We start from the raw sequence: 13445 nt of genomic DNA on the forward strand, positions 1-13445 counted from the left end.
CTTCGGGACTCGTCCCGTCATCGTTCGGTGCGAGCTGAGGCTGGAGAGCCGGGCGAGGGCCCGCTCGTGTGCCGGACGGGAGTTCGGTCTTCGGGACTTGTCCGGCCACAGCGGGTTTGGGACGTGTCCGTCACCGGCGTTCCCTTTCCCGGCCGGGAACCCCGAGTCCGCGCCTACCGGGCGGGCGGTCAGGGCTGCGCGAGTCGCCCGGCCGTCGACCGGCGCGTTCCGGCGCCCGGCGCGACCGGGCCGCTGTTCGCCGCCGAGTGGATGAGTGGGTGTGCCCGCCCGCCGGTGATGGCGAGCAGTTCGGGCTCGCGTTCGAGGCTCGACGAGTTCCGTGACTGTGGCGGCCCGGATGGTGGCCGCGACCCCACCCGCAGGACTCGGCGATTCCCGCGCCACATCGGTCTGAGGCGGCGCCGGGCCCTTCCGCCGCCCGCCGGCTCTCGCGTCTCGCTCCCCGCGACCCGCCCGGACGCCGCGGCGGCAGAGCAGCCGCACGGGCCTTCACCACTCCCGCGCGATTCCCGCCGGGACACGCCCGCGAGCCGTCGCCGTCAGGCGCGAGGCCGTCCCCCTCCCCACCCGCGAGGCGGCTGACACGGCGCGTTCCCACAGCGCGCCATCCGTTACGATCAGCCGCCATGTGGTGGGTGGTCGGAGTCGTCGCGCTGATAGTCCTGGCGTCTACCTACCTGACCTGGACCGCGACCCGTGTCGAGCGTCTCCACCGGCGCTCCGCCGCCGCTCGGGACGCCCTCGACGGGAAGCTCGACGCGCGTGCCCTCGCCGCCGCCGCGCTCGCCGCGAAGGCCCGTCCCGCCCTCGGCCGTTACGCCGACGCCCTCGACGCCGCGGCCCGTGCCGCGCTGGAGTCCGTCGACGGGCAGCGCGAGGCAACGCACAACGACCTCACCCGCGTCCTGCGCGAGCTGCCGCTCGAACCCGACGATCCCGAGCTCGCGGCGATCGCGCGCGCCAACCGGCGCCTGTCGATCGCCCGGCAGCTGCACAGCGACGTCGTCCGCGATGCCCGCTCCAGCCGCTGGCGTCCGTTGGTGCGCGTCTTCGGGCTCGCCCGGCGCCACCCCGAGCCGCGCTACTTCGACATCGACGATCCGGCGTGACCCACGGCACTCGCCCAGAGAGTGGCCAATGTCCTGGGTATTGGCCAGGCGGTGTGACCTAGATCAAGAAGTACGATGGGGGTGTTCGAAGACCCCCACCAGCAAGGAGTGCGGCCGAGTGTCCACCGACGACAGCACCACCGCGACCACCGGAACCGCCCGGGTCAAGCGAGGCATGGCCGACATGCTCAAGGGCGGCGTGATCATGGACGTCGTCACCCCCGATCAGGCGAAGATCGCCGAGGACGCGGGTGCGGTCGCGGTCATGGCCCTGGAGCGCGTCCCGGCCGACATCCGCGCGCAGGGCGGCCTGGCCCGGATGAGCGACCCGGACATGATCGACGGCATCATCGAGGCCGTCTCGATCCCGGTCATGGCCAAGGCCCGCATCGGGCACTTCGTCGAGGCCCAGGTCCTCCAGTCCCTCGGCGTCGACTACATCGACGAGTCCGAGGTCCTGTCCCCGGCCGACGAGGCCAACCACATCGACAAGTGGCCGTTCACCGTTCCGTTCGTGTGCGGCGCCACCAACCTCGGCGAGGCCCTGCGCCGCATCTCCGAGGGCGCGGCGATGATCCGCTCGAAGGGCGAGGCCGGTACCGGCAACGTCATCGAGGCGACCCGCCACATGCGCCAGATCCGCGCCGACATCCGTCGCCTGTCGACCCTCGACGAGACCGAGCTGTACGCCGCGGCCAAGGAGCTGCGCGCGCCCTACGAGCTCGTCGCCGAGATCGCCGGCTCCGGTCGTCTGCCGGTCGTGCTGTTCACCGCCGGCGGCATAGCGACCCCGGCCGACGCGGCCATGATGATGCAGCTGGGTGCCGAGGGCGTGTTCGTCGGCTCCGGCATCTTCAAGTCGGGCGACCCGGTCAAGCGGGCCTCGGCGATCGTGCAGGCCACGACCTTCCACGACGACCCCGACGTGATCGCCAAGGTCTCGCGCGGGCTCGGCGAGGCGATGGTCGGCATCAACGTGAGCACGCTTCCGGAGTCGGAGCAGTTCGCCAAGCGCGGCTGGTAGCCACCCGGTTCTTCTTCGAGGAGGGCGGTCCCGGCAGGGGCCGCCCTCCTCCGTGTTCACCAGATGAGCCAGGTGCGCGCGGCCGGGCGGTTCAGGGCGACGACGGTCGTCAGGGCGAGCGCGAAGACGACGAGTCCGCCGCAGATGAGCGTTGCCGAGCCGGCGTTCTGCGCGGGCAGGACGCCGACGGCGGTCGCGGCCATGGTGACGACCTGGGTGGCGACGGCGGTGCCGCGGGCGCGGCGGCTGCGGCGGCCGAGTCGGCGGAAGCAGGCGAGGTCGACCGCCGAGATCGTCAGGACGGCGGCGAGGATGAGCGCGATCAGGCCGGACGGGAAACCCGAGCGGGCCAGGCCGTTCCACAGGGCGGCGAGCACGCAGGTGGACACCAGGCCGATGGCCGCCTGTATCCACAGCGCGATCTGGGCGAGCCAGACCGCCGAGGGCTGGAAGTCGTCGTCGAGCATGCGCACCCCACCTCCGTAGCGCCGAGGATAGGGGTGCGGGATCCCTTGCGCCTCATCCGTTCGGGGTCAGGAAGCGGGAGAAGGGAAGAACCGGCGACGGGACTCGGGGCGCAGCAGACACCACGCGGTGTACGCCGCCGCGAAGAGGCCGGAGATCATCAGCGCCAGTGCGAGCGCGTTCATGACGACCTGGATCCGGAGCATGGTGCGCGCGTCCTTGACGGGCTTCGGGGCGCGGAGGGGGCGGTGGGCATGAGCACGGGGCACCTCGGGCGGGGGGACGCGGGTTATTCGCTGAACCATTTCCTCGCGGGCGCGCTGAACAGCATCCCGATGACGACCACCGGCAGGATCAGCCCCGCGAGGAGCATGGGGTTGCGCTGGATGAGCAGGGCGACCACGCCGTTGGCGATGACGAGGCCGGCCAGGACGAGGGCGAAGGTGCGCACCCATCGTTTTCTGCGGGGCACGTTGAGGGCGAGTACGCAGGCGGCGACGGCGAAGACGAGCGCGATCAGGGCGACGATCATGAGCCCGTCGACGTCGTTGTGGCTGAGCCCGGCCTTGGTGCGGTCGTCGGGCGACTCGTCCATGAACACCGAGCCGAGCGCGTTGAGCACGCCCGCGCAGGTGTTCAGGGCGAACATCAGCCACAGGCAGATCTGGACGGTCAGGACCTGGCCGGGCTTGGCGGGCGCCGCCGTCTTCTCGCTGGACACGAACTACCCCCCGACTGCCGGCCTAGTGGTGGAACCACCTGCGCGAGACGCGCGCGAGGAGGTTGCCGACCACGACGAGCGGGACGATCAGGCCGAGCAGGGCGCCGTAGACGGGCGAGTCGACGACCCAGATCGCGGCGACGTTCGCGGCCATCAGCGCGAACTCGGCGAGCAGGATCAGCACCCACAGGATGCGCTTCTGGGTGCGCAGGAGCAGGGCGAACAGCAGCCACAGCAGGGCGGCGACGCCGGCGGCGGCCACGACCGGCCAGTGCTGCTCGCGGACGAAGGCGGGCACGGCGTCGGGTACGGCGACACCGGCGGGGACGCCGAGGACGTGGACGGCGAACTTCTCGATGTTCGAGATCTCGCCGAGGCCGGTGACGACGGGCCAGGCGGCGACGCCGGTGAGGAGCAGTACGGCGATGCCCTGTACGTACATGAAGGTGCGAGCGACCTTCGCCTGCTGAGGCATCGGGTTGTACGTCTTGGCCATGACCGCTCCTTGAAGATGGACACTCGCTGATGTGGCAGGGTAGCGGGTCGCACAACAGAGCGCAGCCCGGGGAGGCGTGCGGAGGCCCCCTGCGTAGGCTGCGGGTGTGGATCTCACTATCGGTGTGCTCGCACTCCAGGGCGACGTGCGCGAGCACCTTCTGGCCCTCGCCGAGCTCGGTGTGCTGGCCAGGCCCGTGCGGCGGCCCGAGGAGCTGGATTCGGTGCACGCCCTCGTCGTTCCGGGCGGCGAGTCGACGACGATGAGCAAGCTGGCCGTCGACTTCGGGCTGCTCGAACCCGTCCGCGAGCGCATCGCGGCGGGGATGCCCGCCTACGGCTCCTGCGCGGGCATGATCATGCTCGGCACGACCGTCCTCGACGGCCGGCCCGACCAGCGGACCTTCGGCGGGATCGACATGGTCGTGCGCCGTAACGCCTTCGGGCGGCAGGTCGACTCCTTCGAGACCGACGTGGTCCTCGACGGCATCGAGGGACACGCGTTCCGTACCGTGTTCATCCGCGCGCCCTGGGCCGAAGAGGTCGGTCCGCAGGTCGAGGTGCTCGGGCGAATCGAGGGCGGGCCGGCTGACGGTAGGATCGTCGCGGTGCGCCAGGGCCGGGTGATGGCGACCGCGTTCCACCCGGAGGTCACCGGGGATCTGCGTGTGCATGAAGCCTTTGTTGACCTGGCGCGGGGCGTATTGATCGGCAGCGCGGACGAATAGGGGAACCATGAGCGGCCACTCCAAATGGGCCACCACCAAGCACAAGAAGGCCGTCGTCGACGCCAAGCGCGGCAAGATGTTCGCCAAGCTCATCAAGAACATCGAGGTCGCCGCGCGTTCCGGCGGAGGTGACCCCGCGGGTAACCCGACGCTCTACGACGCCATCCAGAAGGCCAAGAAGAGCTCGGTCCCCAACGACAACATCGACCGCGCGGTGAAGCGCGGTTCGGGTCTTGAGGCCGGCGGCGCCGAGTACATGACGATCATGTACGAGGGCTATGGTCCCGGCGGTGTCGCCGTGCTCATCGAGTGCCTCACCGACAACCGCAACCGTGCGGCGGCCGAGGTGCGCGTGGGCCTGACCCGCAACGGCGGCAACCTCGCCGACCCGGGCAGCGTCTCCTACATGTTCACCCGCAAGGGCGTGCTGATCGTCCCGAAGTCGGACGGTCTCACCGAGGACGACCTGCTGCTCGCCGTGCTCGACGCGGGCGCCGAAGAGGTCAACGACCTCGGCGACGCCTTCGAGGTCATCAGCGAGGCGACCGACCTGGTACCGGTCCGCACGGCCCTGCAGGACGCCGGTCTCGACTACGACTCCGCCGAGGCGAGCTTCGTCCCGAGCGTGACGGTCCCGGTCGACGCCGACGGCGCGCGCAAGGTCATCAAGCTGATCGACGCCCTTGAGGACTCCGACGACGTGCAGAACGTCTGGAGCTCGATGGACATCTCCGACGACGTCGCCAAGGAACTCGACGAGGACTAGCCTCGCGGCACGTTCTTCGCCCAAGCGGCTCCGGCGATCGCCGGAGCCGCTTCGGCGTGCCCGGGCCGTCGGCGGGTTAGCGTCCGCGCATGCGCGGGTCGAGGAAGACCGGTTCGTCGATGACGTAGAGCCAGCCGCCGTCGGGCTGCCGCCGGGCCACTTCGACGGAGGTGCCCGTCGTGGTGACCGGGCCGTCGGGGCCGTCCTCGACGGCCTTCCACTCGCCGGCGAGGAGGGCGATGTCGCCCGCCTGGACGATCCGCAGGGTCGTCTCCTCCAGTCTGGGCCGGTCGGCGAGCATCTCGGTGAAGAACTCGGCGATGCCGCCGCCGCGCCGGAGTCCGGCGTTGAGCGAGTGGTAGACGGCGCCGTCCTCGTAGAGGGCGGCGAGGGCTTCGGCGTCGCCGTCGTTGCTGTGGGCGACGAAGCGGGCGTGCAGGTCTTCGAGCCGTGGAACGCTCACCGTCGGGTCCTTTCGGGTGCGGGTCGGTGCGGTGAGGTTAGGCCGGTCCCGGGCGGCCCGGCTTGTAAGGAATTCGCCTCGCGCACGCAGCCGCAGGGCTGTGCCCGTTCGAGGTAGCGGCCGAGCGTGGTGCCGGTGAACTCCCGCAGGTCGCGCGCCAGGTGCGACTGGTCGAAGTACCCGGCGTCGAAGGCGGCCTGCTCCCAGCGGCCTTCTCGGCGGATCCGGCGCAGCACGCGGTTGAGGCGCACGAGGCGGGCGAAGGTCTTCGGCGCCGACCCGAAGTGGCGGCCGAAGCGCCGCGACAGGTGCTGCCTGCTCCAGCCGACCTCGGCGGCGAGGCCGGCCATCGGCACGCGCCCGCCGGTCTGGCAGATCCGCCGCCACACCCGGTCCAGTTCGGGGGCCGGTGCCGGGCCGCTCGCGTCGGCGAGGAGCCGGTCGAGGATCGGCCAGCGGTGCCGCCACTCGCCGGCCGCCCGCAGTGCCGCGACCAGGTCGTGTGCGCGGTGCCCGAGCAGCTCGGTGAGGTCGACGGCCTCACCGCGGGTCTCGGCGGCGCCCGGACCGAGGAGGCGGTACGCGCCGGGCGGGGTCAGGTGCACGGTGATCCATGAGCGCGGGCGGGCCGTCGTGCCGGGCACGACGCACGGGCGGCCCGCAGGCGTCACGAAGGCGTCGGGTCCCGTGTCGGGCTCGGTCAGGTTCACCACGATCGAGACCGAGGGTTCGGCGGGCACCAGGAGGCCGCCGACGTCGACGGTCTCCTCGGTGCCGCCGTAGCCGGGCGGGTAGACGAGACCGCGCACGGCCGGGTGGGGCGCGGCGGTGCGCCGGAGGGAACCGGTCATGGGAGTGCCTCCACCGGGTCGCCTTGCGGGATAAGGGATTGTCGGGGCTTGCGCGGGCCGTCTACCGTTCCGCCCATGGCAAAGCTCAATCAGATCATCGCCGTGGAGAAGAGCGTCAAGGCGAAGGCGGCGCAGGAGCTCGGCGACGCCCAGCGCGAGGTGCAGAAGCCCACGCTGCTCTCCGGTATCGCGCGCAATTACCAGCCCAAGGACGAGGAGGGCGAGCAACTGCCGCCGGAGTCGACCAGGGTCCAGGTCCGCGCCGACGAGGTCTTGAAGGGGCTGGGGTCCAGTCTCACCCGCCTGTTCGACGTGACCGCCTCGAAGGACGCCACGAACAGTGTCGCGACGGCCGACGTGGTCGTCGACGACGAGGTGCTGCTGTCGAACGTGCCGGTGACCTACCTGCTCTTCCTGGAGAAGCAGCTGACCGAGCTGCACGCCTTCGTGCGCAAGCTCCCGGTGCTCGACAACGCCGAGTCGTGGGTCTTCAACGACTCCGCCGACTGCTGGTCGACCGAGCCGGTCCGCACGGTCCGGACGAAGAAGGTGCCGTTCAACCACGTCAAGGCCGAGGCGACCGAGAAGCACCCCGCCCAGGTCGACGTGTACTTCGAGGACGTGGCGATCGGTTACTGGACGACCGTCAAGTTCTCCGGCGCCCTGCCGGCCAAGCGGGTCTCGGTGCTCATCGAGCGGATCGAGAAGCTGCAGCACGCGGTGAAGTTCGCCCGTGAAGAGGCCAACAACACCGAGATCCTCGACCGGAAGGTCGGTGACAGGGTCTTCGGCTACCTGCTGCGGTAGCCGTCATGTACTCCCCGGTGCGCCGTGAAAGCGCGCCGGGGTGCGCGAGAGCGCAAGCTGAAAATGAGTCTCACATCTGATCGCGGTAGAGATGGCGGTTCGAGTCCGCTCCCCGCCGCCACACGGCGGGGTGGCCCAACTGGCAGAGGCAAGCCGCTCAAGCTCAGATTCTCGCTCTAGATTCAGCATCGCCACCCGGCGCCGGACGACCCCGTTCCGGCTTCATCATCGAGGTTGCGGGTTCGACTCCCGTCTGGGCCTCCACCTGGCCCGGTAGCTTCAATGGCAGAGCGCGATGTGTTGTGACATCTGACCGGCACGGAAATGCGAGGCGCGGTACGGGTGGCCCAGGCCCCCAGGAGCCGGGAAAAGCTCCTGGGGGCCGCTTTGTCGCACCGGCCGGGTACTTTCGCCCGATGTCGTCGCCTTTTCTCCTGCACGAGGCCACCGTGCCCTCCGGGATCCTCGTCCACGCGGCGGAGCTCGCCGACGTGGGCGGTGAGCGTGTCGTCGTCTGCACCGAGGCGGCCGGGCGCGTCTCGACCTGGAACCCCTCGACGGGCGAGTGGCGGCCGGTCGGGCTCGCCCCTCCGGGCGACGTCGACGCGCGTGAGGTCGCCAGGTTCACCTCGGTGGGGGCGCTCGACGGGCGTGCGACGCTGCTGGCGGCCGGTGACGAGCACGACGGGCATGTCGTCGCCTGGGATCTGGAGACGGGCGCGGTGGTGCGCGGGCCGCTGGTGGGGGAGTACTTCGCGGGCGCGTGGTCGGTGCTGCTGGCCGAGGTCGAGGGCCGCCCCTTCGCGTTGGCCGGGAACGCCGGGCCGGGGCTGACCTTCTGGGAGCTGGACACCGACGGCGCCCAGGCGGTGCACCTGGCCGGTCCCACCGACGGGACGACCTCGCTGGAGTTCGGTGAGCTGGCCGGGGGACCGGTCGCGGTGTCGGCGGGCCATGACGGGGTCCGGGTGTGGGACCTGCGGAACCCGGGTGCGATCCGGAGCGTCTTCTACGCCGACGAGCACGCCTACCGGGGCGCCGGGATCAGCCGCGTGGACGGCCGGGAGATCGTGGTCGCCGCCGTCGGTTCGGTGGTCGAGCTGCTCGACCCGGAGTGGAACGAGCCGATCGGTGAGCCGCTGACCGGCCACGACGGAGTGATCACCGCGCTGGCCCTGACCGAGGTCGGCGGCCGCGCGCTGGCGGTGACCGCCGCTGAGGACCGGACCGCGCGGGTATGGGACCTCGCGGCGGGCGCCCCGGTCGGGGAGCCGCTGACCGATCACGGGAAGGCGATCGCCGGTGTCTCGACGGGGGAGCTGGCCGACGGCCGCGCCGTCGCGGTCACCGCTGGCGGCCGCGACGGCGTCGTGCGGATCTGGGATCTGGCGGCGATCGTGGCCTAGGACGCCGCGGCCCGCCGCCAAGGGGTGACGCGGGCCAGGGTGAGGCCGTAGGCGGCGATCCAGACGACCCACAGGAGCCAGCCGGTGAGTCCGATCAGCCCGAGCGGCCCGGCGTGGTCGATGACCAGCGCGGCCAGGCTCGCCGAGGTGAACTGGAGGGCGGCGCCGGTCATGCCGAGGGCGGCGTGCCAGCGGGGGATGAGACCGGCGCGCAGTCCGGCCAGGGACAGTCCGACCATGGCCAGGGCGAGGAAGGTCCCGTTGAGGGTGAACACGGCGTCGTGCAGCGACCACAGGGCCCGTGCGGCGTCCTCGGAGTGCTCGGTCGAGGCCAGTGCCAGCCGGATCGCGATGACGACGGCGAAGAGGGCGTTCTGCAGGATCAGGCCGGCCAGACCGGCGAGCGCCCAGGCCTGGCGGCGTTCGTGTTCGGCATCCCACAGGGCCCGGACCGCGCCCGCGCCGAACAGGGCGGCGAGCACCCAGGTGAGGGGCGTGAGGGCGGCGGCGAGGCCGACGGCGGTCCGTTCGCCGGCGAAGAACGCGAGGACCTCGCCGGTCTCGGTCCCGGTGACGGGCATCCCGGCGGGGACGAGGACGGCGTTGCCGAGGACGATCAGTGCGGCGAAGCCGACGCCGGCGAGGCCGTGACTCCGGGCGAGTTCCGGAGTATTGAGTTTACGTGGCATATATTGAATATAAGAAGCGGAAAGCTAAAAGGTCAAGGATGAGCGAACGCCGAAAATACGACTCGCTGCGCAGGACCGAACAGGCGCTGCTGACCCGCGCCGGGATCGCCGAGGCCGCCCGGCGGCTCTTCGTCGCCCAGGGCTGGGCCGCCACCACCGTCCGCGACGTCGCCAAGGAGGCGGGCGTGTCGGTACCGACGGTCTACTCCGTCTACGGCGACAAGCCCGGACTGCTGCGGGCACTCGCCGACTCCGCCGACCTCACCGCCGACCTCGCCGCGCAACTGACCGCGCTGGAGGACGCCGACGGCCCCGGCGCGCAACTCGCGGCCATGGCCGCCTACGACCGCCGCCTCTACGAACGCGCCGGCGACGTCATCGCCCTCATCCGGGAGGCGGGCCGGACCGACGACGCCTTCGCCGCCGCCTACCGCGACGCCCGCGCCCGCGGCGACCAGACCCGCGTACACGTCTTCACGTCCTGGCCACAGGGCGCGCTCCGCCCCGGCCTCGACGTGACCGAAGCCGTGGACGTGTACGCGGCGATCTGCAACATCGACGCCTACGCCACGCTCACCGTCGAACGCGGCTGGACGCCCGAACGCGTCGAACGCTGGTGGGCCGACGCGCTCGGACGCGAACTGCTCGCCTAAGCCGTCACCGTCTCCACCGAGCCCGACATCAGCGCGTGCGTATCGCGGTAACCCAGGCGCCGGTACAGCCGGTGCGTGGCGTCCTCGCCCTCCATCGAACCCAGCGACACGAACGGATGCCCGGCCGCCAGCAGCGTCCGCGTCACCCACGCCGTCATCGCCGAGGCCAGACCCTGCCGCCGAGCCGACGGATGCACCGTCACCGAGGCCAGGAACGGAACGTCCGGCGCCGGACCCGACACCGCCCCGCAACCGATCGGTGTCACCCCGTCCTCGCCGTAGACACCGAACCAGGCCTTCACCTGCTCATCGGCGGTCCGCGTCGACGCGTCGGCGAACGCCTCGTCGAGCAGCCGCTCGATCCCGGCCCGGCCCGCCTCGTCGTTCCGCAACCAGGTCACCCGCTCCTCGCCGGGCACCGGCTCGGGCGGCGTGTCGGTGTAGAACCAGCGCCACTCGCCGACCCGCGCCGGACGCAGGCTCTCCGGCAGCCGCAACATGATCTCGCGGGACATCATCATCCGCTGCGGCGGCTCATCCCGCAGCACGGCCTCGACCAGCGCCGCCGCGGCCGCGGGCTCCCCGTCGGCCAGCAGCAGCCGCCGCCCGTGATGCACACGGCCCCAGGCGATCGCCCCGTCGAGGGAGTACCCGTAACCGTCGTCGCCGGTGGTCGTGAAACAGGCGACGAAACGCGAATTGTTCGCCGCGGCCCGCACGGCGTCACAGCCGCGCAGCTTCGTGTAAGAGATGGACACGAATCTGATCCTTACCCCTGCCCGCGAAGATCGTCAATGGACGAAGGGCCGGTTGAGATTCACCGCACTGCCGCGCCGATCGCAACCGGGACAACAGGTGCGCGTCGCACGCGGCCCTGTCGGCCCGCACGGGTAAGGTCACGATCGAACCTGTGTACGCCAACGCCGCCCGGCGGCCGACGACGAGGAAGGGGATCGGGGTGCGGGTACTCGGCGTCGACCCCGGCCTGACCCGCTGCGGCGTCGGCATCGTCGAAGGCGAACCCGGCCGCCCCTGCCGCCTGCTCGTCGGCGGCGTCATCCGCACCGACCCGGGCGCCGAACTCGCCGACCGGCTCCTCGCCCTCGACGGCAAACTCGCCGCCCTCGTCGCACGCCACGAGCCCGACGCCGTCGCCGTCGAACGCGTCTTCAGCCAGCACAACGTCAGCACCGTCATCGGCACCGCCCAGGCCTCCGGCATCGCCATCCTCGCCGGCGCCCGAAGCGGCCTCCCCGTCACGACCTACACGCCCAGCGAGGTCAAGGCCGCCGTCACCGGCTACGGCGACGCCGACAAGAACCAGATCACCACCATGGTGACCCGCATCCTCCGCCTCGCCGAGGCCCCCAGACCCGCCGACGCCGCCGACGCGATCGCCCTGGCGATCTGCCACATCTGGCGCGGCGGCGCCAAGGCCAGACTCACACCGAAGACCGGCAAGACCGGCAGAACGGGAGTACGACAGTGATCGCGAGCGTCCGCGGGCAGGTGCTCGCCCTGGCCCCCGACGCGGCCGTGGTGGACGTCGGCGGCGTCGGCTACTCCGTGCGCGCCACGCCCGGCACCCTCGCCGGGCTCGCCGTCGGCACCGAGTCGACCCTCCACACCAGCCTCGTCGTCCGGGAGGACTCCCTCACCCTCTACGGCTTCGCCGACGCCGACGAGCGCGACCTCTTCGAACTCCTCCAGACCGCCAGCGGCGTCGGCCCGCGCCTGGCCCAGGCCGCGCTCGCCGTGCATCCGCCCAACGCCGTCCGCCGCGCCATCGCCACCGGCGACTCCCGCACCCTCACGCAGATCCCGGGCGTCGGCAAGAAGGGCGCCGAACGTCTCATCCTCGAACTCAAGGACCGCATCGGCCCCATCGCCGACACCGGAACCGCGCCCACCGCCCGCGAGGTCCGCCCGCAATGGCGCGAACAGGTCCAGCAGGGCCTCATCGCCCTCGGCTGGACCCAGAAGGACGCCGCGAGCGCCATCACGCGGCTCGCCGACACCGTCGGCACCGCCGAAGGCGAACGCCCCGACGTCCCGTCCCTGCTGAAGCAGGCGATCCGGATGCTGGGCAAGACGCGATGACCGACGACTTCGACGACATCCGCGAGTTCGAGTTCGACGACGGCGGCGGCGGCGAACTCGGCCTCGTCTCGGCGCGCGTCCAGCCCGGCGACAACGACGCCGAGGCGGGCGTTCGCCCCAAGACCCTCGACGAGCTCATCGGCCAGATGCGCGTCCGCGAGCAGCTCGAACTGCTCCTCGCCGGCGCCACCGGCCGCGGCACCCCGCCCGACCACATCCTCCTGTCGGGTCCACCGGGCCTCGGCAAGACCACGATGGCGATGATCGTCGCCGCCGAACTCGGCGTCGCCCTGCGCACCACCTCCGGGCCGGCGATCGAGCGTTCCGGCGACCTGGCGGCCGTGCTGACCAGCCTCGGGCACGGCGACGTGCTGTTCATCGACGAGATCCACCGCATGGCGCGGCCCGCCGAGGAACTGCTCTACACGGCCATGGAGGACTTCCGCGTCGACGTCATGGTCGGCAAGGGCCCCGGCGCCACCGCCATCCCCCTCGACCTCGAACCTTTCACGCTGGTCGGCGCCACGACCCGCTCCGGCCTGCTCACCGGCCCGCTGCGGGACCGCTTCGGCTTCGTCGGCCAGCTCGACTTCTACGGCACGGGCGAGCTGGAGGCGATCGTCACCCGCTCCGCCCGGATCCTCGACGTTCCCGTCGAACCCGACGGCGCCGTCGAGATCGCCGGTCGCTCGCGCGGAACACCCCGCATCGCCAACCGCCTCCTGCGGCGGGTCCGCGACTTCGCGCAGGTCCGCGCCGACGGCGTGATCACCCTCGACGTCGCCAAGTCCGCCCTGGCCGTCTACGACGTCGACGAGCTCGGCCTCGACCGTCTCGACCGCGCGGTCCTGTCGGCTCTGGTCGAGTCCTTCGGGGGCGGCCCGGTCGGCCTCAACACCCTCGCCGTGGCGGTGGGGGAGCAGCCCGACACCGTCGAAGAAGTCTGTGAACCCTTCCTGGTCCGGGCCGGCCTGCTCGCGCGCACCCCCCGGGGCCGTGTCGCGACCGCCCTCGGCTGGCGCCACCTGGGGAAGAACCCGCCCACCGGCCTGTTCGGCGTGGTCCAGGACGAGCTGTTCGACACCGGCTCGGATGGGTGAAACGGGTGACTTCGGCGACCCCGAAAGATGAAAGCCCTCTCTCCGGG

The 13445-nt window shown here is 71.5% G+C and carries 18 protein-coding genes; 10 read left to right on the top strand and 8 right to left on the bottom strand.

Going from position 1 to position 13445, the window contains the following annotated elements; all coding sequences use genetic code 11:
* Positions 1-647: 647 nt before the first annotated feature.
* Positions 648-1130: a hypothetical protein gene (locus tag HNR73_RS02695; RefSeq protein ID WP_184785582.1), complete on the top strand. Its 483-nt coding sequence runs from the start codon at positions 648-650 to the stop codon at positions 1128-1130.
* Between the two features lie 118 nt (positions 1131-1248).
* A complete protein-coding gene (pdxS, locus tag HNR73_RS02700) occupies positions 1249-2154 on the top strand; it encodes a pyridoxal 5'-phosphate synthase lyase subunit PdxS (RefSeq protein WP_275414561.1) in 906 nt (301 codons plus the stop codon).
* 56 nt (positions 2155-2210) lie between these two features.
* On the opposite strand, the gene HNR73_RS02705 is transcribed toward pdxS, so the two are convergent.
* The 4 genes from HNR73_RS02705 to HNR73_RS02720 all read right to left on the bottom strand — a co-directional run bounded on the left by HNR73_RS02705 (position 2211) and on the right by HNR73_RS02720 (position 3836).
* Entirely contained in the window at positions 2211-2621 is a 411-nt protein-coding gene (locus HNR73_RS02705; protein WP_184785584.1) for a hypothetical protein, read from the bottom strand.
* 66 nt (positions 2622-2687) lie between these two features.
* Positions 2688-2825, bottom strand: coding sequence for a hypothetical protein (locus HNR73_RS02710; protein WP_184785585.1), 138 nt, complete (start codon positions 2823-2825; stop codon positions 2688-2690).
* An 83-nt stretch (positions 2826-2908) separates the two neighbouring features.
* Positions 2909-3340: a hypothetical protein gene (locus HNR73_RS02715; protein ID WP_184785586.1), complete on the bottom strand. Its 432-nt coding sequence runs from the start codon at positions 3338-3340 to the stop codon at positions 2909-2911.
* A 22-nt stretch (positions 3341-3362) separates the two neighbouring features.
* Positions 3363-3836, bottom strand: a complete 474-nt coding sequence (locus HNR73_RS02720) for a hypothetical protein (RefSeq protein WP_184785587.1) — start codon at positions 3834-3836, stop codon at positions 3363-3365.
* Positions 3837-3942: 106 nt separating this feature from the next.
* Here HNR73_RS02720 and pdxT point away from each other — a divergent pair, with 106 nt between their 5' ends.
* Both pdxT and HNR73_RS02730 read left to right on the top strand, forming a co-directional pair.
* Positions 3943-4563 (top strand): pyridoxal 5'-phosphate synthase glutaminase subunit PdxT, encoded by a 621-nt coding sequence (gene pdxT, locus HNR73_RS02725; protein WP_239122079.1) that lies wholly within the window; start codon positions 3943-3945, stop codon positions 4561-4563.
* A gap of 7 nt (positions 4564-4570) precedes the next feature.
* On the top strand, positions 4571-5329 hold the full coding sequence (locus HNR73_RS02730; RefSeq protein WP_184785588.1) for a YebC/PmpR family DNA-binding transcriptional regulator: 759 nt from the start codon (positions 4571-4573) through the stop codon (positions 5327-5329).
* Positions 5330-5405: 76 nt separating this feature from the next.
* Here the strand turns inward: HNR73_RS02730 and HNR73_RS02735 are convergent, their stop codons facing one another.
* Positions 5406-5792, bottom strand: a complete 387-nt coding sequence (locus HNR73_RS02735; protein WP_184785589.1) for a YybH family protein — start codon at positions 5790-5792, stop codon at positions 5406-5408.
* Complete coding sequence (locus tag HNR73_RS02740) at positions 5789-6643, bottom strand: helix-turn-helix domain-containing protein (RefSeq protein WP_184785590.1); 855 nt, start codon at positions 6641-6643, stop codon at positions 5789-5791. Before HNR73_RS02740 ends, HNR73_RS02735 begins: the two co-directional genes overlap by 4 nt.
* A gap of 75 nt (positions 6644-6718) precedes the next feature.
* On the opposite strand from HNR73_RS02740, the gene HNR73_RS02745 reads away from it, so the two are divergent.
* Positions 6719-7450 (top strand): DUF7873 family protein, encoded by a 732-nt coding sequence (locus HNR73_RS02745; protein ID WP_184785591.1) that lies wholly within the window; start codon positions 6719-6721, stop codon positions 7448-7450.
* A gap of 416 nt (positions 7451-7866) precedes the next feature.
* Entirely contained in the window at positions 7867-8856 is a 990-nt protein-coding gene (locus tag HNR73_RS02750) for a WD40 repeat domain-containing protein (protein WP_184785592.1), read from the top strand.
* On the opposite strand, the gene HNR73_RS02755 is transcribed toward HNR73_RS02750, so the two are convergent.
* Complete coding sequence (locus HNR73_RS02755; protein ID WP_184785593.1) at positions 8853-9545, bottom strand: DUF4386 family protein; 693 nt, start codon at positions 9543-9545, stop codon at positions 8853-8855. The two genes, HNR73_RS02750 and HNR73_RS02755, sit on opposite strands and share 4 nt — an antisense overlap.
* A 38-nt stretch (positions 9546-9583) precedes the next feature.
* Between HNR73_RS02755 and HNR73_RS02760 the strand changes: the two genes are divergently transcribed.
* A complete protein-coding gene (locus HNR73_RS02760; protein ID WP_184785594.1) occupies positions 9584-10198 on the top strand; it encodes a TetR/AcrR family transcriptional regulator in 615 nt (204 codons plus the stop codon).
* Here the strand turns inward: HNR73_RS02760 and HNR73_RS02765 are convergent.
* Complete coding sequence (locus HNR73_RS02765) at positions 10195-10956, bottom strand: GNAT family N-acetyltransferase (RefSeq protein ID WP_184785595.1); 762 nt, start codon at positions 10954-10956, stop codon at positions 10195-10197. The two genes, HNR73_RS02760 and HNR73_RS02765, sit on opposite strands and share 4 nt — an antisense overlap.
* Positions 10957-11156: 200 nt before the next feature.
* Here HNR73_RS02765 and ruvC point away from each other — a divergent pair, with 200 nt between their 5' ends.
* Genes ruvC through ruvB form a run of 3 tightly spaced genes read left to right on the top strand, consistent with a single transcriptional unit; the run spans position 11157 to position 13398 of the window.
* Complete coding sequence (gene ruvC / locus HNR73_RS02770; RefSeq protein ID WP_184785746.1) at positions 11157-11687, top strand: crossover junction endodeoxyribonuclease RuvC; 531 nt, start codon at positions 11157-11159, stop codon at positions 11685-11687.
* Complete coding sequence (gene ruvA / locus HNR73_RS02775) at positions 11684-12298, top strand: Holliday junction branch migration protein RuvA (protein WP_184785596.1); 615 nt, start codon at positions 11684-11686, stop codon at positions 12296-12298. The genes ruvC and ruvA overlap by 4 nt, the downstream gene beginning before the upstream one ends.
* Positions 12295-13398: a Holliday junction branch migration DNA helicase RuvB gene (gene ruvB, locus HNR73_RS02780; protein ID WP_184785597.1), complete on the top strand. Its 1104-nt coding sequence runs from the start codon at positions 12295-12297 to the stop codon at positions 13396-13398. The genes ruvA and ruvB overlap by 4 nt, the downstream gene beginning before the upstream one ends.
* Positions 13399-13445 lie beyond the last annotated feature (47 nt).

Source organism: Phytomonospora endophytica (genome assembly GCF_014202425.1).
Classification (GTDB): Bacteria; Actinomycetota; Actinomycetes; order Mycobacteriales; family Micromonosporaceae; genus Phytomonospora; species Phytomonospora endophytica.